Below are 22325 nucleotides of genomic sequence, written 5' to 3'. Positions count from 1 at the left end.
AGATGACCGATCCGACGCTGGGGACCGAGTGGGTGCTGCGGTGGGCCGAGCTCGCCCAGCAGGTCGTGGCCGAGCACCGCATCGAGCTCATGGAGCTCGACCGTGCCATCGGTGACGGCGACCACGGCGACAACCTCGACCGCGGCTTCACCGCGGTGCAGGCCAAGCTGCCCGACGCCGCGCCGCAGAGCGCCGCGGACGCCCTCAAGATCATCGCCACCACGCTGATGTCCAGCGTCGGTGGCGCCGCCGGCCCGCTGTACGGCACCGCGTTCCTGCGCGCCGCCACCGCGGCCGGCAACGCCCGGCTCGACGGCGCGGGCGTCGCCGCGCTGCTCACTGCCGCAGTCGAGGGCGTCATGGCGCGCGGCAAGGCGACCACCGGGGAGAAGACCATGGTCGACGCGTGGGCGCCGGCCGCCCAGGCCGCCCGGGAAGCCGCCGAGGTCGGCGGTGACGCGGCCGCCGCGCTGACCGCGGCAGCCGAGGCCGCGGCCGCCGGTGCGGCCGCCACCGAGCCGATGGTGGCGACCAAGGGCCGGGCGAGCTACCTCGGCGAGCGCTCGACGGGGCACCGCGACCCCGGCGCGCAGTCCAGCGCGCTGCTGCTGCGCGCCGCGGCCGACGCGACCGGCGGCCGGTGACCGTGGGCACCGCCCCGACGACCGCGATCGTCGTCGTCTCCCACTCCCAGCAGCTGGCGGCCGGCGTCGTGGAGCTGGCCGCCCAGATGGCGCCCGACGTCGAGCTCCGGGCGGCCGGCGGCACCGACGACGGCGGGATCGGCACCAGCTTCGACACCGTGATGACCGCGGTCAGCGAGCTCGCCGAGCGCGCGCAGAGCGTCGTCGTCCTCACCGACATCGGCTCGGCGACGATGACCGCCGAGGCGGTGCTCGAGGCGCTGGACGACCCGGGCCGCCTCGCGCTCGCCGACGGGCCGCTCGTCGAGGGCGCCGTCGCCGCAGCGGTCGAGTCGCAGATCGGCGGCGACCTCGCCGCGGTCCACCGCGCCGCGCAGGACGCCGCGCTGTTCTTCACCGCCGCCCGTGCGCCGGAGGTCGCCGCGCCGGACCCCGCCGAGGTCATCGACCGGGCGGTCGAGCTGCGCAACCACCTCGGCCTGCACGCCCGTGCCGCGGCGATGCTCGCCAGCGTCGTCGCCGGCTTCGACGCCCGGGTCGAGATCAACGGCGTCGACGGCACCAGCACGTCCGCGCTCACCGCGCTGGAGCTGCCGATGGGCGCGCTGCTGCGGCTGCGGGCGGCCGGCCCGCAGGCCGAGCACGTCCTCGACGCCGTCGGCCGGGTCGTCGCTGACAGGTTCGGTGAGGAGTAGGGCACGATAGTGCCATGACCGAGAGACGACCCGTCGAGACCTGGCTGACCGACATGGACGGGGTTCTCGTCCACGAGAACCGCGCGATCCCGGGGGCGGCGGAGTTCATCGCGGCGCTCACCGCCAGCGGCCGCCGCTTCCTCGTGCTGACCAACAACTCGATCTACACCCCGCGCGACCTGCGTGCCCGGTTGCAGGCCAGCGGCATCGACATCCCGGAGTCGGCGCTGTGGACCTCCGCGCTGGCCGCCGCCCAGTTCCTCGACAGCCAGCGCGCCGGCGGCAGCGCGTACGTCGTCGGCGAGACCGGGCTCACCACCGCGCTGCACGACATCGGCTACACGATGACCGACGCGCGCCCGGACTACGTCGTGCTCGGCGAGACCCGCACCTACTCCTTCGAGGCGATCACCCGGGCGATCCGGCTGATCGAGGGCGGCGCCCGGTTCATCGCGACCAACCCCGACCCGTCCGGGCCGTCGCAGGAGGGCACGCTGCCGGCCACCGGTGCGGTCGCCGCGCTCATCACCCGGGCCACCGGCGTCGAGCCGTACTTCGTCGGCAAGCCCAACCCGCTGATGATGCGCAGCGCGCTCAACCAGATCGACGCCCACTCCGAGACCACCGTGATGGTCGGCGACCGGATGGACACCGACGTCATCTCCGGGCTCGAGGCCGGCATGCGGACCATCCTCGTGCTCACCGGCTCCACCCGCGCCGACCAGGTCGACCGGTTCCCGTTCGTGCCTACCCGGGTGATGGACTCGATCGCCGACGTCGTGCCGCTGGTGACCGAGTTTGGCCCCACCACCTCATGACGCGTACCGCCACCGCCCGGCCCAGGCGCAGTGCCCGGGCGATGTTCGCCAGCTCGGTCCTCGTCACCGAGGCGCTCGTCGTGCTGTTCGCCGGGCTGGTCGCCCACGGCCTGGAGCTCGCCTCGACCGCAGCGATCCTCTGGGGCGGAGGCGCGCTCATGGTGTGGGCGATCGTCGCGGCCGGACTGCTGCGCCGCGGGATCGCCGGCTACGTGCTCGGCTCGATGCTCCAGCTGGCCATCGTCGCCACCGGGCTCGTGGTGCCGATGATGTTTGGCATCGGCGGCGTGTTCGCGGTGCTGTGGCTGGTGAGCCTGCGGGTCGGTGGCCAGATCGATGCCGAGCGCGTCGTCCGGGAGCGTGAGGAACGCGAGTACCTCGAGCGCGCCGACGGGTAGGGTCGGGCCGTGACTTCCTCAACGCAGACCGAACGCACCCTCGTCCTCGTCAAGCCCGACGGCGTCCAGCGCAACCTCGTCGGCGAGATCCTGCGCCGGATCGAGGCGAAGGGCTACCGCATCGTCGCGCTGGAGCTGCGCGAGGCGCCCGACGCGCTGCTCGCCGAGCACTACGCCGAGCATGAGGGCCGTCCCCACTTCGCGCCGCTGGTGGAGTTCATGGGCTCCGGGCCGCTGGTCGCGGCGGTCGTCGAGGGCGTTCGCGTCATCGAGGGCTTCCGCTCGCTCGCCGGTGCCACCGAGCCGACGACCGCGGCGCCCGGCACCATCCGCGGCGACCTCGCCCGCGCCTGGGAGACCCAGGTGATCCAGAACCTCGTCCACGGCTCGGACTCGCCCGAGTCCGCCGCGAGAGAGATCGCCCTCTGGTTCCCAACTCACTAACCCCTCCCGTTCGTGCGCCGAGATACGTGATCTCGGCCTCCGGGCACGCCCAGACCCTCGGTCTCGGTATCGAACCTTCGGTCTCGGCGAGAGGGCGGCGCGAGAGGGCGGCGTCGGGTGTGACGCGAGGGGGTCCCCGCCGCCGGTTAGGCTGCCGCCTGTGTACCTGAAGACGTTGACGCTGCGAGGGTTCAAGTCCTTCGCGTCGGCGACGACCCTCCACCTCGAGCCGGGGATCACCTGCGTGGTGGGCCCCAACGGCTCGGGGAAGTCGAACGTCGTCGACGCGCTCGCCTGGGTGATGGGGGAGCAGGGGGCCAAGTCGCTGCGCGGCGGCACGATGGCCGACGTCATCTTCGCCGGCACCTCCTCGCGCGCCCCGTTGGGTCGCGCCGAGGTGTCGCTGACCATCGACAACACCGACGGCCTGCTGCCGATCGAGTACTCCGAGGTGACGATCTCCCGCACGCTGTTCCGCGGCGGCGGCTCGGAGTACGCGATCAACGGCGAGGGGGTACGGCTGCTGGACATCCAGGAGCTGCTCTCCGACACCGGCATGGGCCGCGAGATGCACGTCATCGTGGGGCAGGGGCAGCTCGACGCCGTGCTGTCGGCCGGCCCGGACGAGCGCCGTGGCTTCATCGAGGAGGCCGCCGGGGTGCTCAAGCACCGGCGGCGCAAGGAGAAGTCGCTGCGCAAGCTCGAGGCGATGCGCGCCAACGTCGACCGCGTCACCGACCTCACCACCGAGATCCGCCGCCAGCTCGGCCCGCTCGCCCGGCAGGCCGACGTCGCCCGCCGCGCACAGGTCATCCAGGCCGACGTCCGCGACTCCCGGGCGCGGCTGCTCGCCGACGACCTCGTCCAGCTGACCGCCACCGTCGAGCAGGAGGTCGCCGACGAGACCGCGCTGCGTGAGCGCCGGGCCGCCGTCGAGGCCGCCGCGGACGTCGCCCGCTCCCGGCTGGCTGCCCTCGAGGCGGCGGCCGCCACCGCTGCGCCGCAGCTGCGCGAGGCCACCGACACCTGGCACGCCCTCTCCGGGCTCCGCGAGCGGCTGCGCGGCCTGCACTCGCTGGCCGCCGAGCGTGCCCGGCTGCTCGCCACCCCCACGACCGAGCAGCACGGCAGCGACCCCGACGAGCTCGACGCCCGGGCGGCCACCGCGAGGGCGGAGGAGGAGGCCCTGGGGGAGGAGCTCGACCAGGCGCGGGCCGCGCTCGCCGAGCTGGTGACCGCCCGCGGCGCGCAGGAGGACGCCGAGCGGGAGGCGGAGCGGGCGCTGGCCGCCGTCCACCGCGGGGTCGCCGACCGCCGCGAGGGGCTGGCCCGGCTCACCGGACAGGTCGCTGCCCGGCGCAGCGCCGCCGAGGGCGCCCAGGCCGAGCTCGGCCGGCTGCGCGCCAACCTCACCGCCGCCGAGCAGCGCGCCGCCGAGGCGTCCGCCGAGTTCGTCGCGCTCGAGCAGCAGGCCGCCGGTGCCGAGGAGGGCGAGGAGGGGCTGGACGACGCCCACGAGGCCGCCCTCGCCGAGCTCGACGCCGCCGACGCCGCCGTCGCCGGGCTGGTCGAGGACGAGCGGGCCGCCGACGGCGAGCGCCGCACCTGGCAGACCCGCCGCGACACCCTCGAGCTCTCCCTCGCCCGCAAGGACGGCACCGGCGCGCTGCTCGACGCCGCGGAGCCGCTCGCCGGGCTGCGCGGCGCGCTGCCGGACTCGGTGCACGTCGAGCCCGGCTTCGAGACCGCGGTCGCCGCCGCCCTCGGCCCGCTCGCCGACGCCGCGGTCGCCGAGTCCACCGACGTCGCCGTGGACGCCGTGCGCCGCGCCCGCGACAACGACCTCGGCCAGGTGCGCCTCGTCGTGGCCGGCGCGGCCGCGTCGCCGGCCAGCGGCACCGCCTCGGCCGGCGGCCGGTGGGCGACCGACGTCGCCACCGCCCGCGACGGCCTGGGGGACGTCCTGTCGACGTTGCTCGCCGGCGTCGTCGTCGTCGATGACCTCGCTGCCGCCCGCACCGCGGTGGCGCAGGCCGACGTCACCGCGGTCACCCTCGCCGGGGACGTGCTGTCCCGGTCGAGCGCCAGCGGCGGCACCAGCGCCGGCCCCAGCGTCCTCGAGCTGTACGCCGCCCACGAGGAGGCTGTCGCCGAGCTGGCCGACGCCACCGCCCGGGCCGAGCAGGCACGGTTCGCCCTCGTCGGGGCTCGGGACCGGGCGGCCCGTGCCCGGGAGGCGGCCGAGGCGACGCTGACCGACCTCCACGCGTCGGACGCGCGGCTGGCCGGGGTGGCCGACCGGCTCGGCCGGCTCGGCTCCGCCGCCCGCTCGGCGGAGGCCGAGGCCGAGCGGGTCCGCCCCGCCATCACCGAGCTGGTCGCTGCCGGCGAGCAGCACGAGGCCGAGCTGGCGGCGCTGCTCGAGCGCCTCGAGGTCGCCCAGCGGGAGCCGGAGCGCACCGAGGACGACCTGGCCGCGGCCGCCGAGCAGCGTGACCATGCCGCCGAGGCCGCCCGCGCCGCCCGCGGGCACGAGACCGAGGCGCGGCTCGCGCTGCGGACGGTCGAGGAGCGGGCGACGGCGCTCGCCGGCCGGGCCACCTCCCTCGAGCGGGCCGCGCAGGCCGAGCGGGCGGCCCGCCGCAAGGCCGCCGAGCGCGAAGCGCGGCGGGCCCGGCAGGCCGGCACCGCCCGCGCCGTGCAGGCCGGTGCCGAGCAGGCACTGACCGCCCTCGAACGGTCGCTGGCCCAGGCGGCCGACGCCCGTGAGGACGCCGAGGAGGCACGCGCGGCCCGCGAGGCCGAGATCACGGCGGTGCGCGCCGAGCAGGAGAGCACCACCGCCGAGCTCGCCCGGCTCACCGACGCCGTCCACCGCGACGAGGTCGCCCGCACCGAGCAGCGGCTGCGGATCGGCCAGCTCGAGGAGCGCGCGATCAGCGAGCTCGGCACCGACCCGCAGGTGCTCGTCGAGGAGTACGGGCCCCACCAGCTGGTGCCGGTCGTCGTCCCGGACGGCGAGGAGCCGCGCGAGCCGGTCCCGTACGTGCGCGAGGAGCAGGAGAAGCGGCTGCGCCGCGCCGAGCGCGACCTCGCCCGGCTCGGCAAGGTCAACCCGCTGGCGCTCGAGGAGCACGCCGCGCTGGACGAGCGCCACCGGTTCCTCACCGAGCAGCTCGCGGACCTGAAGAAGTCCCGCGCGGACCTCATGGAGATCATCCGGGAGATCGACGAGCGGGTCGAGCGCGTGTTCACCGAGGCGTACGCCGACACCGCCGAGGCATTCGTCGACGTGTTCGGTCGGCTCTTCCCCGGCGGCGAGGGTCGCCTCGTGCTCACCGACCCCGACAACATGCTGACCACCGGCATCGAGATCGAGGCCCGGCCGGCCGGCAAGAAGGTCAAGCGGCTGTCGCTGCTCTCCGGCGGGGAACGGTCGCTCACCGCGGTCGCGCTGCTGGTGGCGATCTTCAAGGCCCGGCCCAGCCCGTTCTACGTCATGGACGAGGTCGAGGCGGCGCTGGACGACACCAACCTGGGCCGGCTGCTGGAGATCTTCACCGAGCTGCGGGAGGACTCCCAGCTCATCGTCGTCACCCACCAGAAGCGCACCATGGAGATCGCCGACGCGCTCTACGGCGTGACGATGCGCGGCGACGGCGTCACCACGGTGATCAGCCAACGGCTGAGCGAGGAGGACCGCGCCGAGGCCGCCCCGGTCCGGTGAGAGAGATCACCGGCAGACGGTGGCAACACGGGGAATCTCACTGCTCATCGCCGGCGTGATGAGTGATAATAGGCCTATGCCGGCAGCGATAGCGATCACCATCCTGGCGGCGCTGTGCGTCGCGGGCGTGTTTGCCGTGCTTCTCGTCACCCGCCGCCCTGCTGAGGGCTGGGGCGGCTGGCTGCGCGGCGCCTACGCCGCGTGGCGGGGCCGCGAGCTGACCTGGGTCGACGCCGACGGCGGCGTCGATGACTCGGCGGTCGGCGACCTCGGCACGCTGTTCCTCATGAGTGAGCCCGGCAACGGCTACACCCTGCCGCCGGAGGACCTCGAGGAGCGCATCGGCATCGTGGCCCGTTCCCGGCACCACGCGTCGGACCGGGTGTCCGCGCCGCGCGCCCGGCCGCGGCGCGCCTCGCACGCCGGCTGACCCGAGGTTCGCCTCACCCGCCGCGGTGCGTCACACTTGGTTGTTGTGACCGAACAGCTGTGGGCGATCTTCGCCGCCGTCGTCCTTGTCCTCATCGCCGGGGGCGCTGCCCTCACCACCGGGGTGCGCCGCCGCCGCGGCCCGTCGCTGCCGCCGGAGGAGGTCGACCTCACCGGTCCCTCGCCGACGGTCACCCTCCCCGACGCCGCCCCGGAGACCGAGCCCGACGCACCTGAGCACGGCGAGCCCGTCGACGAGCCGGCCGCGCCAGCGGCCACGATCGAGCGCCCCGCGCCGGTCGCGGGGCGGATGGTTCGGTTGCGCGACCGGCTGGCCCGCTCCGGGACGCTGGGCCGCTCGCTGCTCGCGATCCTCTCCCGCGGCTCGCTCGGCGAGGAGGACTGGGAGGAGATCGAGGAGACCCTGCTGCTCGCCGACATCGGCATCGGCCCCACCACCGAGCTGATGGACAAGCTCCGCACCCGCGTCCAGGTGCTCGGCACCGACGACGCCGCCGCGGTGCGCGAGGTGCTGCGCGCCGAGCTGCTCGAGCTCGTCGACCCGACGATGGACCGCTCGCTGCGCACCACCAAGGGCGTGGGCGACGACGGCGAGCCCCACCCCGCCACCGTGCTCGTCGTCGGCGTCAACGGCACCGGCAAGACGACGACGGTCGGCAAGCTCGCCCGGGTGCTCGTCGCCGAAGAGCTCGACGTCGTGCTCGGCGCGGCCGACACCTTCCGGGCTGCTGCCGCGGACCAGCTGCAGACCTGGGGCGAGCGCGTCGGGGTGCGCACCGTGCGCGCGGACCGCGACGGCGCCGACCCGGCCGCGGTGGCCTTCGACGCCGTGAGGTCCGGCCGGGAGACCGGCGCGGACGTCGTCCTCGTCGACACCGCCGGACGGCTGCAGAACAAGGCCGACCTCATGGGTGAGCTCGGCAAGATCAAAAGGGTGATCTCCCGGCAGGCGCCGGTGAGCGAGGTGCTGCTCGTGCTCGACGCCACCACCGGCCAGAACGGGCTGCGGCAGGCGCAGGTGTTCGCCGAGGTCGTGGACGTCACCGGGATCGTGCTCACCAAGCTTGACGGCACCGCCAAGGGCGGGATCGTCGTGGCCGTCCAGCGCGAGCTCGGCGTCCCGGTCAAGCTCGTGGGCCTGGGGGAGGGCGCCGACGACCTCGCGCCGTTCGTCGCCGAGGAGTTCGTGGACGCGCTCCTCGCCTAACCCGCCCCGCCCCCCACCTTTCGCCGAGATCGGGTATCTCGGCGGAAACGGGCGCCGAAACCAGCCACCTGGGTATGAGCTGTCCGGTCTCGCGCGGCCGTGGTGACCGCTCGGCCGAGCACCGCCGGTACAGCGCGTAACACTCCCGTCACACGACGCGCCAAGTTGTCACGTGACGGCAACATTGCTGCCCCGTGACCGAAACGCGGCGCGAGCAGGGTGGTCCTCGTCCGGCCGACAGAGCCGGGAGCGAGAGGACCACCCATGGAGCTCGACAGCGGTATCACCGCGTGGATGCTGATCTCGGCATCCCTGGTGCTGCTCATGACACCGGGGCTGGCGCTGTTCTACGGCGGCATGACCCGGTCCAGGTCAGTACTGAACATGATGATGATGTCCTTCGGGGCGATGGGCGTCATCGGCGTCGTCTACGTGCTGTGGGGCTGGTCGATGTCCTACGGCTCGCAGAGCCTCGGCGGCGTCGTTGCCAACCCCCTCGAGATGTTCGGCCTGCAGGGCGCGATCTACGACGACGCCGGGCAGTTCGTCGTCGACGGCGGGCTTCCGGTCGTCGTCGACGTCGGCTTCCAGGTGACGTTCGCGATCATCACGACCGCGCTCATCAGCGGCGCGCTCGCCGAGCGGGTGAAGTTCGGCACCTGGCTGGTGTTCACCGGGGTGTGGGTGACGCTGGCCTACTTCCCGATGGCCCACATGGTGTGGGGCGGCGGGCTGCTCAGTGGAGACGGCCCCTTCGCGGCCATCGCCGAGCCCATCGACTTCGCCGGCGGGACCGTCGTCCACATCAACGCCGGCGTCGCCGCCCTCGTGCTGGCGCTCGTCGTCGGCAAGCGCCGCGGCTTCGGCAGGGAGCCGAGCCGGCCGCACAACCTGCCGTTCGTCATGCTCGGCGCCGCGCTCCTGTGGTTCGGCTGGTTCGGCTTCAACGCCGGTTCCGCCTACGGCGCCGACGGTCTCGCCGGGCTCGCCTGGGTCAACACCACCACCTGCACCGCCGCGGCGGTGCTCGGCTGGCTGGCCGTGGAGAAGCTCCGCGACGGCCACGCCACCTCGCTGGGCGCCGCCTCCGGGATCGTCGCCGGCCTCGTGGCCATCACCCCCGCGGCGGGCTCCCTCAGCCCGGTCGGCTCGATCGTGCTCGGGCTGCTCGCCGGTGGGCTGTGCGCGCTGGCCGTCTCGCTCAAGCACCACTTCGGCTTCGACGACTCGCTCGACGTCGTCGGCGTCCATCTCGTCGGCGGGCTCGTCGGGACCGTGCTCATCGGCTTCCTCGCCACCGACGGTGGCCTGCTCTACGGCGGCGGGCCGAGCCTGCTGGCCGTCCAGGTGATCATCGCGGTGGTGGCCATGGTGTTCTCCGCGGTCGTCACGCTGGTCATCGCGCTGGCGCTCAAGGCCACCCTCGGCTGGCGGGTGCCCGACGACGTCGAGGCCGCCGGGGTCGACTCCGCGGTCCACGGCGAGTCGGCCTACGAGGGCATCGGCGGTGGCGTCGGCGCTGCCCGGCCGGCCACGGTGCCGGCCGCCACGAGCGCCCGTCCCGTCGTCATGAACCAGGAGGTCTCGTCATGAGGCTCATCACCGCAGTCATCCAGCCGCACCGGCTGAGCGAGGTCCGGCAGGCGCTCACCGACGTCGGTGTGCGCGGCATGACGGTGTCCGAGGCCAGCGGCTACGGCCGCCAGCTCGGCCACACCGAGGTCTACCGCGGCGCCGAGTACGCCGTCGACCTCGTCCCGAAGGTACGTCTTGAGGTCCTCGTCGAGGACGACGACGTCGCGCTCGTCACCGGCGCGCTGGTCAAGGCCGCGCAGACCGGCCGGATCGGCGACGGCAAGGTGTGGACCGTGCCGGTCGACGACGTCGTCCGGGTCCGCACCGGCGAGCGCGGCCCCGCCGCGGTGTGAGGACGGGTGGTGCGCCGGGAGCTCGCGCGGATGGCCAGGGCGAGCTCCCGACGTCGCCGCTCGTCGGCCACGGCGGATACCCTGGGAGTCTGACCGGACCCATCGAGCATGAGGACCACCTTGTTCGCCAGCCTTTCTGATCGCCTGACAGCCACCTTCCGCAACCTTCGCGGCAAGGGCGGGCTCTCCGAGCAGGACGTCGCCGCCACCGTCGCCGAGATCCGCCGCGCGCTGCTCGAGGCCGACGTCGCGCTGCCGGTCGTGCGCCAGTTCACCGCCGCGGTGCGGGAGCGGGCCAGCGGCGCAGAGGTCTCCGCCGCGCTCAACCCCGGCCAGCAGGTCGTGAAGATCGTCAACGAGGAGCTCGTCGAGATCCTCGGCGGCCAGGCCCGTGACTTGCACTTCGCCAAGCGCCCGCCGACGGTGATCATGCTCGCCGGCCTCCAGGGCGCCGGGAAGACCACCCTGGCGGGCAAGCTCGGCAAGTGGCTCAAGGACCAGGGGCACACCCCGCTGCTGGTCGCCTCGGACCTCCAGCGGCCCAACGCCGTCGGACAGCTGCAGATCGTCGGGCAGCGCGCCGGGGTGGCGGTGTGGGCGCCGGAGCCCGGCAACGGGGTCGGCGACCCGGTCGCCGTCGCCCGCTCCGGGCTCGCGCACGCGCAGGACAAGCTCTACTCCGTCGTCGTCGTCGACACCGCCGGTCGGCTGGGTGTGGACGCCGAGATGATGGCGCAGGCCGCCGCGATCCGCGACGCCGTCGAGCCGGACGAGACGCTGTTCGTGCTCGACGCGATGATCGGCCAGGACGCCGTCACCACCGCCCAGGCCTTCCTCGAGGGCGTCGACTTCACCGGTGTCGTGCTGTCCAAGCTCGACGGCGACGCCCGCGGTGGCGCCGCGCTGTCGGTCGCCAAGGTCACCGGCCGGCCGGTGCTGTTCGCCTCCACCGGTGAGCAGCTCACCGACTTCGAGCGGTTCCACGCCGACCGGATGGCCTCGCGCATCCTCGACATGGGCGACGTCCTCAGCCTCATCGAGCAGGCCGAGCGGGCCTTCGACTCCGACGAGGCCGAGCGGATGGCCGCCAAGGTCGCGGGCGGTGAGGACTTCACGCTGCAGGACTTCCTCGACCAGATGCAGCAGCTGAAGAAGATGGGCTCGATGAAGAAGATGCTCGGGATGCTCCCGGGCGCGGGCCAGATGCGCGAGGCGCTGGAGAACTTCGACGAGCGCGAGGTGGACCGCATCGAGGCGATGGTCCGCTCGATGACCCCGGCCGAGCGGGACAACCCGAAGCTCATCAGCGGCTCGCGGCGCTCGCGGATCGCCCGCGGCTCGGGCACCACGGTCAACGAGATCAATCAGCTCATGGAGCGCTTCGAGCAGGCCAAGACGATGATGCGGCAGATGTCCCGCACCGGCGGGAAGATGATGCCCGGCATGGGGGGCCTGCCCGGCGGCGGCAAGAAGTCCCGCGGCCGGATGGCGCCGCCGCCCAAGCGCGGCAAGAAGGGCAAGTCCGCCAACCCCGCCAAGCGGGCGCAGCAGGAGGCGCAGGCCACCAGCCGGGGCGACGAGCAGCCGGCCGCACCCGCGGGCTCCGCCTTCGGGCTGCGTGGCAAGGAGGGCGAGCCCGGGGGAACGCCGCTGCCCGACCTCGACGAGCTGCAGAAGTTCCTGCGCTGAGATGACCGGGCCGCTGCACCTGACCGGGACGATCGTCCTCGGGGACGACGCCGAGCTCGACGAGCTCTGGGTTGCTGACGGCCGCCTCACGCTCGACCCGCCGCCCGGCGCGACCGGTGCCACGCGGCTCGAGGGCTGGGTGCTGCCCGGGCTCGTCGATGTCCACTGCCACATCGGGCTCGGTCTCGCCGGTGGGGTGAGCGACGCGGAGGCCGAGGTCCAGGGCAAGGCCGACCGTGACGCCGGGACGCTGCTCGTGCGTGACGCCGGCTCGCCGGTCGACACCCGCTGGGTGCAGCAGCGCGAGGACCTGCCGCGGCTCATCCGTGCCGGGCGGCACCTGGCGCGGCCCAAGCGGTACCTGCGCGACTACGGCCGCGACCTCGACGACGTCGCCCAGCTGCCCGAGGCGATGGCGCAGGAGGCGCGCGCCGGCGACGGCTGGGTGAAGATCGTCGCCGACTGGATCGACCGCGCCGACGGCGCCGACTCCGACCTCCGCCCGCTGTGGCCCGCCGCGCTGCTGGCCGAGGGGATTGCCGCCGCTCACGAGAACGGCGCCAAGGTCACCGCGCACGCCTTCTCCCGCGAGGTGATCGACGACCTCCTCGACGCCGGCATCGACGGCATCGAGCACGGCACCGGGATGACGGCCGACCACATCGCCGAGGCGGCCCGGCGGCGCATCCCGGTGACGCCCACCCTGCTGCAGGTCGGCAGCTTCGCCGACTTCGCCGAGCAGGCCGGCACCCGGTACCCGGTGTACGCCGCCCGGATGCGCGCCATGCACGAGAACCGCTACGCCCAGGTGCTGGCCCTCCACGAGGCCGGCGTGCCGCTGCTCATGGGCTCGGACGCCGGTGGCACCATCGCCCACGGCTCGCTGCCCGCCGAGCTGGCCGAGGTGGCCAGGGCAGGCGTGCCGCTGGGCGACGTCGTCGCCGCGGCCTCCTGGCGCGCCCGCGAGACCCTCGGCGTGCCGGGCATCGCCGAGAACGCCTCCGCCGACGTCGTCGTCTACGCCGAGGACCCCCGCGAGGACATCACCGTGCTCGCCAGCCCGCTCGCCGTCATCCTCCGCGGCACCCGCTACTGACCCCAGGTCCTGTCCCTCGACAGCACACTTGCCCGCGACAGCGGGATTGTCCCCGACAGCAGACTTGTCCTCGACAGCAGACTTCTCGCCGACAGCAGACTTCTCGCCGACAGCAGACTTCTCGCCGACAGCGGGATTGTCCACGCGGGCAGGGTTTGGCATCGAGGACCGACGTGGCCCACGAGCCTGCTGTGGGCTCCGAAGGTGCGGACAACCCCGCTGTCGGTGATGGGGGTGCGGACAACCCCGCTGTCGGTGATGGGGGTGCGGACAGCCCCGCTGTCGGTGATGGGGGGGTGCGGACAATCCTGCTGTCGGCGGGGTGGTGACGGGGCGGGTGGGGGAGTGCTTGACACTCGAGGAGGCTCTGTGGTTCATTAGTCAAGTAATGAACCAACGAGCCGAGGTGGGAGATGTTCGACGGTCCTGAATCGATCTACCTGCAGATCGCCGAGCACCTGCGCAGCCAGGTCCTCACCGGCACGCTCAACGAGGGCGACCAGGTGATGAGCACCACGCAGTTCGCCACGACGTATCGGATCAACCCCGCCACCGCGGCCAAGGCGTTCACGCTGCTGGTCGACGAGGGCGTCATCTACAAGCAACGAGGAGTGGGGATGTTCGTCGCCGACGGCGCCCGGGAGCGGCTGCGCGAGCGGCGCCGGGGTGCGTTCTTCACGGACCACGTGGACGCGGTCCTCGACGAGGCCAGGATGCTCGGCATCGGCCCCGCCGAGCTCGTCCGCTACATCGAGCAGAAGGGAGCCGGCGCATGACCGGCCTCGACATCGAGCTGCGCGACCTCGGCGTGCACTTCGGCGACACGAAGGCCGTCGACGGCGTCACGGCGAGCTTCCCCGCCGGCACCATCACCGGCCTGCTCGGGCGCAACGGCTCGGGCAAGACGACGATGCTCTCCGCGATCGCGTCGCTGCGGCGTCCCACCCGCGGCACCGTCCTCGTCGACGGCCGCGACCCGTACGAGGACGAGCACCTCATGGGGCAGGTCGCCCTCATCCGCGAGAGCGGTGACGTGCTCGGTGAGGAGAAGATGAAGGCCACCCTGGGCTTCGTCGCCGCCGCCCGGCCCCACTGGGACCAGGCCTACGCCGAGGAGCTGCTCGACGCCTTCGAGCTCGACGTCCGCAAGAAGCCGAGCAGGCTGTCGCGCGGCCAGCGCTCGGCACTGGGCGCCGTCATCGGGCTCGCCTCCCGGGCGCCGGTGACCATGTTCGACGAGGTCTACCTCGGCATGGACGCCCCGTCGCGGCAGCGGTTCTATGACCTGCTCCTCGTCGACTACGTCGAGCACCCGCGCACGATCATCCTCTCCAGCCACCTCATCAGCGAGGTCGAGCAGCTCTTCGAGCGCGTCGTCGTCCTCGACCGCGGCCGGGTGCTGCTCGCCGCGGACGCCGAGGACCTCCGCGGCCAGGGCGCGACGATCACCGGCCCGGCTGGCCGGGTCGACGACGCGGTCCGGCACCTGCGGGTGCTGAGCGAGCGGGCGCTGGGCCCCACCAAGCAGGTGACTGTCGTCGGTGATCTCGACGGCGCGACCCGGGCGGCGCTCGCCGCCGCGGGGCTGGAGGTCGGCGCGGTGCCGATCCAGGACATGTTCATCGCTCTCACCGAGAAGGAGGCCCGCTCATGAGTCCCGCGACGACCCCGCGGCTGGGTGGCCGCATCAGCTCCACCGCCCCGCAGTGGGCCCGGAGCAGCAAGTGGTACCTGCAGGTCTACGCCTTCCTCGGGGTGTGGATGTGGGCGATCGTGCTGCCCGCGACCGTCGTCATCCTGCTGATCACCGACCGCGTCGGCACCGTCGACGTCTCGATCCTGCAGTTCGTCCGCAACGGGCCGGGCATCTGGATGCTGTTCGCGGTGGCGGTCATCGTCACGACCGGCTACCTGCCGTTCCACGTCGCCAACGGGTTGACCCGTCGGTCCGCCATCCGCGGCGCGCTGCTGGCGGCGCTGCTCGGCTCGTTGCTCTTCTCCGTGCCGATGAGCCTCGCGGTGCTCGCCGAGGGCGCCGTCTACGACGCCATGGGGTGGGCGCACGACGCCACCTCGGGTGCCGACGCGGCAGCGGGGGTGTGGCAGCAAGGATTCGGACCGATGCTGCTCGACTACACCCTCGCCTGCCTCAGCGGCGCCGTCGCCGGCCTGCTCGTCGGGATGGCCTACTACCGAGCCGGCGGCTGGTGGGGCACGTTGGCGCTCCCGCTGACGGTGCTGCCGGCGCTCGCCGTGACGTTCCTCGGGGGCGACACCCAGCTGACGTTCGGCTCCTGGGTCCTCACGCCGACCTTCGGGACCGTCGTCACGGTCGTCCTCATCCTCGCCGGCGGGTTCGCCTTCGTCCTGCTGGCCCGCAACGTCCCCATCGCCCGGAAGGAGTCATGACATGCAACCCATCATCGAGGTTCGCAACCTCCGCAAGACCTACGGCACCACGGTCGCCGTCGACGACGTCAGCTTCGACGTCCACCCCGGCGAGATCGTCGGCATCCTCGGCCGCAACGGCGCCGGGAAGACGACGACCGTCGAGGCGCTCACCGGCCTGCGCGCCATCGACTCTGGCACCATCCGGGTGCTCGGCGTCGACCCGCAGCGGCATCCCGAGCGCATCCGCGAGCACGTCGGGATCCAGCTGCAGCAGGCCAAGCTGCCGGCCAAGATCACAGTGGCCGAAGCCGTCGCGCTGTACGCGTCGTTCTACGCCGCCCCGGCCGACGGCGACGAGCTGCTCGAGTCGCTCGGGCTCGCCGACCACCGGGACAAGCGTTTCGAGAAGCTCTCCGGCGGCCAGCAGCAGCGGCTGTCGATCGCGTTGGCGCTCGTCGGCAACCCGCGGATCGCGGTGCTGGACGAGCTCACCACTGGGCTCGACCCGCAGGCGCGCCGCGAGACCTGGGCGCTCATCGACCAGGTCCGCCAGCGCGGGGTGACCGTCCTGCTCGTCACCCACTTCATGGACGAGGCCGAGCACCTCGCCGACCGCGTCATCATCATCGACAACGGCCGGGTGGTCGCCGAGGGCGCCCCGGCGACGCTCGCCGCCCGCTCGGGCGAGGAGCGCACCTTCAGGATGACCACCGACCGGCAGATCGACCTCGACGTCATCCGGGCGCTGCCGGAGGTCAGCCGGGCCGTCGCCCACGGCGGGTCGGTGGAGGTCACCGGCAGCCGCACCGTGCTGCCCGCCGTCGTCCTGGAGCTGGCCCGCCACGACATCGTCCCCGACGAGATCAACACCGTCAGCCACAACCTCGAGGACGTGTTCCTCGACCTCACCGGAGAACTCACCACGCAAGGAGCCGGATCATGACCACGACGACCAGCCCCCTCGCCACCGCGTCGCGCCCCGGCCGCCGTGGCCTGGGCACCCTCATCCGCACCGAGGCCACGCTGTTCCGGCGCGATGCCGGCGCGGTGTTCTTCGCGCTGTTCTTCCCGGTCGTGCTGCTGCTCGGGATGGGCCTGATCATCCCGGGGATGACCGAGCCGGTCACCGATATGGGCACCGGTCTGGACGGGATGCCGCTCATCCACCTGTGGGCACCGGTGGTCGTCGCGGTGGCCGTCGCCACGGTGGGGCTGTCCACTCTGCCCGCGTACGTGGCCGGCTACCGCGAGCACGGCGTGTTCCGCCGGATGTCGACGACGCCGATGCGCCCCGCGGGCGTATTGCTCGCGCACGTGGTGGTCAGCGGCGTCGTCACCGTGCTGGCGATCGTCCTCGCGGTGGGGGCCGGGGCCCTCCTGCTCGACATCCCGATGCCGCAGCAGCCGCTGCTCGCCGTCGCCGGCTTCGTGCTGGCCACGCTCGCCCTGTTCGCCGTCGGGCTGCTCATCGCCGGCGTCTCGCCCAAGGCCAGCACCGCATCGGCGATCGGCATGGGCGTCTACTTCCCGATGCTGTTCTTCGCCGGGCTGTGGCTGCCGATCGCGCTCATGCCGGACGTGCTCGAGACCATCGCGACCTTCACCCCGCTCGGAGCCGCGAGCCAGGTCCTCACCACGGCCTGGTTCGGCGGTGCGACGCCGTGGCTGGAGCTGGCGGTGATGGCGGGCTACGCCGTCGTCGTCTACCCGTTGACCGCCAAGGTGTTCCGCTGGTCCTAGCGCGGTGTGAGGTACGTCGCGGGGGCGCCGCCGGAGGCAGGTGTCACCGCCGCCGGATCTCTGGCAGAATGATCCGCTGTACTCGGACCTGAGGGACCCTCTCTCCTGACGGTGCCGTGTCAAGGCCTCATCACGTGACCGACCCACCGGGACCGTGCAAGGGCCATACCCATCTGAACCAGGAGCGTCCACCACAGTGGCAGTTAAGATCCGTCTCAAGCGCATGGGCAAGATCCGCGCGCCGTACTACCGCGTCGTCATCATGGACTCGCGCGCCAAGCGCGACGGCCGGGCGATCGAGGAGATCGGCAAGTACCACCCCACCGAGGAGCCGTCGCTCATCGACATCGACTCCGAGCGGGCCCAGTACTGGCTCTCTGTGGGCGCACAGCCCTCCGAGCAGGTCGCCGCGCTGCTCAAGATCACCGGCGACTGGCAGAAGCACAAGGGCCTGCCGGGCGCCGAGGGCACCCTGCGCACCAAGGCGGGTTCGGCCGAGGCCGCCGCCGAGGCGAAGGCTGCCGCGGTCAAGGCTGCCGAGGACGACGCCGAGAAGCGCAAGGCGAAGGCCGCCGAGGCCAAGGCCGCGGCCGAGGCCGCCGCTGCAGCACCGGTCGAGGAGGCCGCGGCCGAGGGCGCCGACGAGAGCGCCGACGAGACCAATGCTGGCTGACGCACTCGAGCACCTGGTGCGCGGCGTCGTCGACAGTCCTGACGACGTCACCGTCACCTCCCGGTCGCTGCGTCGCGGTGAGCTGCTCGAGGTCCGGGTCAACCCCGACGACCTCGGCCGTGTCATCGGCCGTCAGGGACGCACGGCCCGCGCGCTGCGCACCGTTGTCTCCGCGCTGTCGACGCGCGGCCCGGTCCGGGTCGACGTCGTCGACACCGACCGCGACTGACGCACCACGCGTACGTGAGCCCTGGGCCGCCCCGGCGACCCAGGGCTCACGTGTCCCCACCCACCGCCGTCCTCGCCCAGCCGGGCGGGAAGAGGGAGCCTGAGATGGAACTCGTTGTCGCTCGTATCGGGGCGCCGCGCGGGCTGCGTGGGGACGTGCGGCTAGAGATCCGCACCGACGACCCCGCCGGCCGGCTCGCCCCCGGCGCCGTGCTCACCACCGACCCCGCCGACGCCGGACCGCTCACCGTCGCGACCTGCACCGAGCAGGGCGGCACCTGGCACGTCCGGTTCGTCGAGGCGGCCGACCGGACCGCCGTCGAGGAGCTGCGCGGGGTTCTGCTGCTCGCCGAGGCGGAGCCCGAGGACGACGCCTGGTACCGCCACGAGCTCGTCGGCCTCGCCGTCCAGGACACCGCCGGGCGAGCGATCGGCACTGTGGCAGCGCTGGAGCACTACCCGGCGCAAGACGTCCTCGTCGTCACCGAGACCGGCGGGCAGCGGACCCTCGTGCCGTTCGTCGCCGAGATCGTGCCGGTCGTCGACGTCGCGGGCGGCCGCGTCGTCCTCGACCCGCCCCGGGGACTGCTCGCCGCCGACGAGGACTGAGCCGTGCGTATCGACGTCGTCTCGATCTTCCCGGACTACCTCGCCGCGCTCGAGCTGTCGCTCGTGGGCAAGGCGCGCCGCTCCGGCGTCCTCGACCTCGCCGTCCATGACCTGCGGGACTGGACGACCGACCGGCACCGCACCGTGGACGACACCCCGTTCGGCGGTGGCGCCGGCATGGTCATGCGCCCCGACGTGTGGGGCACCGCGCTCGACGCGGTCCTCGACGACGGCGGCCTCGACGACGGCAGTCTCGACGACGACAGCCTCGGCGCCGACGACGACGACGGCCGGCAGGCGCGCGAGGCGCGCACCGTCCTCGTCGTGCCCACCCCGGCAGGGGAGGTCTTCAGCCAGCGGATGGCCGAGGAGCTCGCCGGGGCTGACCGGCTGGTGTTCGCCTGCGGCCGCTACGAGGGCATCGACGCCCGGGTGGCCGAGGAGTATGCCGCCCGGCCTGGCATCGTCGTCCGTGAGCTGTCGATCGGTGACTACGTGCTCAACGGCGGCGAGGTCGCCGCGCTCGTCGTCGTCGAGGCCGTCGCCCGGCTGCTGCCCGGCGTCGTCGGCAACCCCGAGTCGCTCGTCGAGGAGTCCCACGGTGCCGCCGGGCTGCTGGAGTACCCCGTCTACACCAAGCCGCCGAGCTGGCGCGGCCACGAGGTCCCCGGCGTCCTCACCTCCGGCCACCACGGCAACGTCACCCGGTGGCGCCGCGACCGCGCCCTCGAGCGCACCGCGACACGCCGGCCCGACCTGCTGGCGGCGCTCGCCCCCGTCGACCTCGACCGCGCCGACCGGCGGGTGCTCGCCGGGCTCGGCTGGTACGTCGCACCGACCGGCCCCCGGCGCGCGACGCTCCGTCCGGCGGCCGACGACGACGCCGCCGCGCTGGCCGCGCTGGCCGCCGTCACCTTCCCCCTCGCCTGCCCGCCGACGCTCGGCGCCGACGCGATCGCCGACTTCATCGCCGCCAACCTCGACGCGCCGAGCTTTCGCCGGTACCTCGCCGACCCGCGGCGGATCGTCACGGTCGCGGCCGACGAGGCCACCGGTGAGCTGCTCGGCTACACCATGGTGGTGCTCGACTCCCCGCCGCCGACCGGAGCCGCGGCCGGCGCGGTCGCCGAGCTGAGCAAGTGCTACGTCCTCGCCGAGGTGCAGGGCAGCGGGCTGGCCGGCCGCCTGGTGGCGGCGTCGCTCGCCGCCGCGGCGGAGCACGCGATGGTGAGCATGTGGCTCGGCACCAACGTCGCCAACCGGCCGGCCCGGCGGTTCTACGAGCGGCAGGGGTTCAGCTTTGCCGGCCGACGAGAGTTCGTCGTCGGGGGAGAGCCGCAAGACGACGTCGTGATGTCCCGCACAGTGCCCGCTGCGACGCCGCGATAGTTCCGGGCCCCGGGCGCGGTGTGGCAGAATGGGCAGGTCATTCGTCCGTGAGCCGTGTCTGCCTCAGGGGATCCGGTACCGCAAGGGCAATGACCATCATCCAATGACCTCGGCAGCCCCCGCGCTGCCACAATGAAGCGCCGGTGACCTGTGGCACCGGTGGAAGGACACCAACTATGCAGACCCTTGACCACGTCGACGCAGCATCGCTGCGCGACGACATCCCCGCCTTCCGGGCCGGCGACACCCTCAAGGTGCACGTCAAGGTCGTCGAGGGCAGCCGGTCGCGTATCCAGGTGTTCCAGGGCCACGTGATCGCCCGCAACGGCGCCGGCGTCCGCGAGACCTTCTGCATCCGCAAGGTGAGCTTCGGCGTCGGCGTCGAGCGCACCTTCCCGGTGCACTCCCCGTCGATCGACCACATCGAGGTCGTCGCGCAGGGTGACGTGCGCCGCGCCAAGCTGTACTACCTGCGCGGCCTGCACGGCAAGAAGGCCAAGATCCGCGAGAAGCGCTTCACCGCGAAGTGACGCCCCTCCCGTAACATGGACCACTGCCCGGCTCGTTCGAGCCGGGCAGTGGTGTTTCCGAGCAGCAGAACGGCGGTCGTGTTGGACGAGGACGAGCACGCACAGGCCGACGGCGTTCCTTCTGCCATCCCGCGACGCGACCGGGACCGGTTGCGCGGCGAGGACGACGCGACGTCGGCCGCCGCCGCCGGCGAGGCCCGCACCACCAAGCCGGCCCGCCGCAAGGGAGGGATGCTGCGCGAGACGGCGATCGTCGTCGTCAGCGCGCTGGTGCTGTCAATCCTCATCAAGACCTTCCTCGTCCAGGCGTTCTTCATCCCGTCCGGCTCGATGGAGGACACCCTCGCCGTCGGTGACCGGGTGCTGGTGAGCAAGCTGACCCCCGGGCCGCTGGACGTCAACCGCGGCGACGTCGTCGTGTTCGTCGACCCGGGCGGCTGGCTGGACCACCAGCCGGTGGACCGCGGACCGGTACGGGAGACGGTCGAGGAGGTCCTCACCTTCATCGGGCTGCTGCCGCAGAATGCCGGGGAGCACCTGATCAAGCGGGTCATCGGCGTCGGCGGGGACACCGTCGCGTGCTGCGACGACGACGGCCGCCTCACCGTCAACGGCGTGGGCATCGACGAGCCCTACCTCAAGCCGGGCGTCGAGCCCAGCAACAGCGAGTTCTCCCGGACCGTGCCCGACGAGCACCTGTGGCTGATGGGCGACAACCGCTCCAACTCCCAGGACTCCCGCTCCCACACCGGCGACCCGGGCGGCGGCGCCGTGCCGCTGCGCAACGTCGTCGGCAACGCCTTCCTCATCATGTGGCCGGCCGACCACTGGACGATCCTGCGCAACCCCGGCGACACCTTCGCCACCGTCCCGGCACCCTAGGCGCCGGTCCCGGCGGGGCAGGTTTGACCCGGCGCCGCGGCTTCCTACGATGGGGGAGTGCCACCCGTCGCTCCGCCACCCACCCGCCGCCTCGAGCGTGAGCTGCTCGACGCCGGGCACCGCCTCGTCGCCGGGATGGACGAGGTCGGCCGCGGCTCGCTGGCCGGGCCGGTGAGCGTCGGTGTCGTCGTCGTCGACGCGACCACCGGGCGGCTGCCGCGGGGGCTGCGCGACTCCAAGCTGCTCACCGCCCAGGCCCGCGAGGCGCTGTGCGAGCCGGTGCGGCGGTGGTCGGTCGGCAGCGCCGTCGGACACGCGGCCGCCGCCGAGATCGACACCATCGGCATCATCGCGGCGCTCCGCCTCGCCGGCACCCGGGCGCTGGCGACCCTCGCCACCGCCGGCCTGGTGCCCGACATCGTGCTGCTCGACGGCAACCACGACTGGCTCACCCCGCCGGTCGACCTGTTCGCCGGGCTCGGTGAGCCGGCAGCGACGCCGCCGGTCCGCACCGAGATCAAGGGCGACCTGCGCTGCGCGGTCATCGCCGGGGCCAGCGTGCTGGCCAAGTGCGAGCGCGACAGGCTCATGGTCGACCTCGCGCCGCAGCACGCGGCATACGGCTGGGAATCCAACAAGGGCTACTCCGCGCCGGGGCACCTCGCCGCGCTACGGACGATGGGCCCCACGCCGTGGCACCGGCAGTCCTGGCGGCTGCCCGTCCGGGAGGCGGCGCCCGCGGTGCTCGCTGGCCGTGCGCTGGCCGTCGAAGGGGCATGATGGACCG

General features: G+C 73.2%; 24 protein-coding genes. All 24 read left to right on the top strand.

Features of this window, described 5'->3' with window-relative positions:
- Positions 1-2 precede the first annotated feature (2 nt).
- The 24 genes from dhaL (at position 3) to rnhB (ending at position 22318) form a co-directional block, all read left to right on the top strand.
- Positions 3-644: a dihydroxyacetone kinase subunit DhaL gene (dhaL, locus tag V2J52_RS08825; RefSeq protein ID WP_331227321.1), complete on the top strand. Its 642-nt coding sequence runs from the start codon at positions 3-5 to the stop codon at positions 642-644.
- The gene (dhaM, locus tag V2J52_RS08820; protein WP_331227320.1) at positions 641-1339 is read left to right on the top strand and encodes a dihydroxyacetone kinase phosphoryl donor subunit DhaM; all 699 of its coding nucleotides are present in this window, start codon (positions 641-643) and stop codon (positions 1337-1339) included. The genes dhaL and dhaM overlap by 4 nt, the downstream gene beginning before the upstream one ends.
- A 14-nt stretch (positions 1340-1353) precedes the next feature.
- Positions 1354-2157: an HAD-IIA family hydrolase gene (locus tag V2J52_RS08815; RefSeq protein WP_331227319.1), complete on the top strand. Its 804-nt coding sequence runs from the start codon at positions 1354-1356 to the stop codon at positions 2155-2157.
- Positions 2154-2555 (top strand): DUF4233 domain-containing protein, encoded by a 402-nt coding sequence (locus tag V2J52_RS08810; protein ID WP_331227318.1) that lies wholly within the window; start codon positions 2154-2156, stop codon positions 2553-2555. The genes V2J52_RS08815 and V2J52_RS08810 overlap by 4 nt, the downstream gene beginning before the upstream one ends.
- 9 nt (positions 2556-2564) lie before the next feature.
- Positions 2565-2999: a nucleoside-diphosphate kinase gene (ndk, locus tag V2J52_RS08805; protein WP_331227317.1), complete on the top strand. Its 435-nt coding sequence runs from the start codon at positions 2565-2567 to the stop codon at positions 2997-2999.
- 160 nt (positions 3000-3159) lie between these two features.
- Positions 3160-6726 carry a chromosome segregation protein SMC gene (gene smc / locus V2J52_RS08800; protein WP_331227316.1) on the top strand — a complete coding sequence of 1189 codons (3567 nt, stop codon included), beginning with the start codon at positions 3160-3162 and terminating at the stop codon, positions 6724-6726.
- A gap of 76 nt (positions 6727-6802) precedes the next feature.
- Positions 6803-7156, top strand: a complete 354-nt coding sequence (locus tag V2J52_RS08795; protein ID WP_331227315.1) for a hypothetical protein — start codon at positions 6803-6805, stop codon at positions 7154-7156.
- A 45-nt stretch (positions 7157-7201) separates the two neighbouring features.
- Complete coding sequence (ftsY, locus tag V2J52_RS08790) at positions 7202-8383, top strand: signal recognition particle-docking protein FtsY (RefSeq protein ID WP_331227314.1); 1182 nt, start codon at positions 7202-7204, stop codon at positions 8381-8383.
- A 264-nt stretch (positions 8384-8647) separates the two neighbouring features.
- Positions 8648-9976, top strand: a complete 1329-nt coding sequence (locus V2J52_RS08785) for an ammonium transporter (RefSeq protein WP_331227313.1) — start codon at positions 8648-8650, stop codon at positions 9974-9976.
- The gene (locus V2J52_RS08780; protein ID WP_331227312.1) at positions 9973-10311 is read left to right on the top strand and encodes a P-II family nitrogen regulator; all 339 of its coding nucleotides are present in this window, start codon (positions 9973-9975) and stop codon (positions 10309-10311) included. The genes V2J52_RS08785 and V2J52_RS08780 overlap by 4 nt, the downstream gene beginning before the upstream one ends.
- A 120-nt stretch (positions 10312-10431) precedes the next feature.
- On the top strand, positions 10432-12000 hold the full coding sequence (gene ffh / locus V2J52_RS08775; RefSeq protein WP_331227756.1) for a signal recognition particle protein: 1569 nt from the start codon (positions 10432-10434) through the stop codon (positions 11998-12000).
- 1 nt (position 12001) lies between these two features.
- Complete coding sequence (locus V2J52_RS08770; protein WP_331227311.1) at positions 12002-13096, top strand: amidohydrolase family protein; 1095 nt, start codon at positions 12002-12004, stop codon at positions 13094-13096.
- A 413-nt stretch (positions 13097-13509) separates the two neighbouring features.
- Positions 13510-13872 (top strand): GntR family transcriptional regulator, encoded by a 363-nt coding sequence (locus V2J52_RS08765; RefSeq protein ID WP_331227310.1) that lies wholly within the window; start codon positions 13510-13512, stop codon positions 13870-13872.
- Positions 13869-14750: an ABC transporter ATP-binding protein gene (locus V2J52_RS08760; RefSeq protein ID WP_331227309.1), complete on the top strand. Its 882-nt coding sequence runs from the start codon at positions 13869-13871 to the stop codon at positions 14748-14750. Before V2J52_RS08765 ends, V2J52_RS08760 begins: the two co-directional genes overlap by 4 nt.
- Positions 14747-15505 carry a hypothetical protein gene (locus tag V2J52_RS08755; RefSeq protein ID WP_331227308.1) on the top strand — a complete coding sequence of 253 codons (759 nt, stop codon included), beginning with the start codon at positions 14747-14749 and terminating at the stop codon, positions 15503-15505. Before V2J52_RS08760 ends, V2J52_RS08755 begins: the two co-directional genes overlap by 4 nt.
- A 1-nt stretch (position 15506) precedes the next feature.
- Positions 15507-16430: an ABC transporter ATP-binding protein gene (locus tag V2J52_RS08750; RefSeq protein ID WP_331227307.1), complete on the top strand. Its 924-nt coding sequence runs from the start codon at positions 15507-15509 to the stop codon at positions 16428-16430.
- Positions 16427-17227, top strand: coding sequence for an ABC transporter permease (locus tag V2J52_RS08745; RefSeq protein ID WP_331227306.1), 801 nt, complete (start codon positions 16427-16429; stop codon positions 17225-17227). Before V2J52_RS08750 ends, V2J52_RS08745 begins: the two co-directional genes overlap by 4 nt.
- A 196-nt stretch (positions 17228-17423) precedes the next feature.
- Positions 17424-17900, top strand: a complete 477-nt coding sequence (gene rpsP, locus V2J52_RS08740; protein WP_331227305.1) for a 30S ribosomal protein S16 — start codon at positions 17424-17426, stop codon at positions 17898-17900.
- The gene (locus V2J52_RS08735) at positions 17890-18129 is read left to right on the top strand and encodes an RNA-binding protein (RefSeq protein WP_331227304.1); all 240 of its coding nucleotides are present in this window, start codon (positions 17890-17892) and stop codon (positions 18127-18129) included. Before rpsP ends, V2J52_RS08735 begins: the two co-directional genes overlap by 11 nt.
- 104 nt (positions 18130-18233) lie before the next feature.
- Positions 18234-18737 (top strand): ribosome maturation factor RimM, encoded by a 504-nt coding sequence (rimM, locus tag V2J52_RS08730; RefSeq protein WP_331227303.1) that lies wholly within the window; start codon positions 18234-18236, stop codon positions 18735-18737.
- A gap of 3 nt (positions 18738-18740) precedes the next feature.
- Positions 18741-20126, top strand: a complete 1386-nt coding sequence (gene trmD / locus V2J52_RS17035; protein WP_434056397.1) for a tRNA (guanosine(37)-N1)-methyltransferase TrmD — start codon at positions 18741-18743, stop codon at positions 20124-20126.
- 176 nt (positions 20127-20302) lie between these two features.
- Positions 20303-20656 (top strand): 50S ribosomal protein L19, encoded by a 354-nt coding sequence (gene rplS, locus V2J52_RS08715; protein ID WP_331227302.1) that lies wholly within the window; start codon positions 20303-20305, stop codon positions 20654-20656.
- 78 nt (positions 20657-20734) lie between these two features.
- On the top strand, positions 20735-21538 hold the full coding sequence (gene lepB / locus V2J52_RS08710) for a signal peptidase I (protein WP_331227301.1): 804 nt from the start codon (positions 20735-20737) through the stop codon (positions 21536-21538).
- 57 nt (positions 21539-21595) lie between these two features.
- Positions 21596-22318 carry a ribonuclease HII gene (rnhB, locus tag V2J52_RS08705; RefSeq protein ID WP_331227300.1) on the top strand — a complete coding sequence of 241 codons (723 nt, stop codon included), beginning with the start codon at positions 21596-21598 and terminating at the stop codon, positions 22316-22318.
- Positions 22319-22325: the final 7 nt, after the last annotated feature.

The organism is Georgenia sunbinii (assembly GCF_036421875.1).
GTDB lineage: Bacteria > Actinomycetota > Actinomycetes > Actinomycetales > Actinomycetaceae > Georgenia_B > Georgenia_B sunbinii.
Note: the sequence above shows the minus strand (reverse complement) of the source record. Positions and strands in the feature narration are given on the sequence as shown.

Excerpts from the sequence above, each read along its gene's own strand:
- dhaL (WP_331227321.1), top strand. The coding sequence starts at position 3 with ATGACCGATCCGACGCTGGGGACCGAGTGGGTGCTGCGGTGGGCCGAG.
- V2J52_RS08780 (WP_331227312.1), top strand. The coding sequence starts at position 9,973 with ATGAGGCTCATCACCGCAGTCATCCAGCCGCACCGGCTGAGCGAGGTC.
- V2J52_RS08815 (WP_331227319.1), top strand. The coding sequence starts at position 1,354 with ATGACCGAGAGACGACCCGTCGAGACCTGGCTGACCGACATGGACGGG.
- V2J52_RS08735 (WP_331227304.1), top strand. The coding sequence starts at position 17,890 with ATGCTGGCTGACGCACTCGAGCACCTGGTGCGCGGCGTCGTCGACAGT.
- V2J52_RS08760 (WP_331227309.1), top strand. The coding sequence starts at position 13,869 with ATGACCGGCCTCGACATCGAGCTGCGCGACCTCGGCGTGCACTTCGGC.
- V2J52_RS08810 (WP_331227318.1), top strand. The coding sequence starts at position 2,154 with ATGACGCGTACCGCCACCGCCCGGCCCAGGCGCAGTGCCCGGGCGATG.
- V2J52_RS08765 (WP_331227310.1), top strand. The coding sequence starts at position 13,510 with ATGTTCGACGGTCCTGAATCGATCTACCTGCAGATCGCCGAGCACCTG.
- V2J52_RS08795 (WP_331227315.1), top strand. The coding sequence starts at position 6,803 with ATGCCGGCAGCGATAGCGATCACCATCCTGGCGGCGCTGTGCGTCGCG.
- V2J52_RS08745 (WP_331227306.1), top strand. The coding sequence starts at position 16,427 with ATGACCACGACGACCAGCCCCCTCGCCACCGCGTCGCGCCCCGGCCGC.
- V2J52_RS08770 (WP_331227311.1), top strand. The coding sequence starts at position 12,002 with ATGACCGGGCCGCTGCACCTGACCGGGACGATCGTCCTCGGGGACGAC.
- rimM (WP_331227303.1), top strand. The coding sequence starts at position 18,234 with ATGGAACTCGTTGTCGCTCGTATCGGGGCGCCGCGCGGGCTGCGTGGG.
- V2J52_RS08750 (WP_331227307.1), top strand. The coding sequence starts at position 15,507 with ATGCAACCCATCATCGAGGTTCGCAACCTCCGCAAGACCTACGGCACC.
- V2J52_RS08755 (WP_331227308.1), top strand. The coding sequence starts at position 14,747 with ATGAGTCCCGCGACGACCCCGCGGCTGGGTGGCCGCATCAGCTCCACC.
- V2J52_RS08785 (WP_331227313.1), top strand. The coding sequence starts at position 8,648 with ATGGAGCTCGACAGCGGTATCACCGCGTGGATGCTGATCTCGGCATCC.
- rplS (WP_331227302.1), top strand. The coding sequence starts at position 20,303 with ATGCAGACCCTTGACCACGTCGACGCAGCATCGCTGCGCGACGACATC.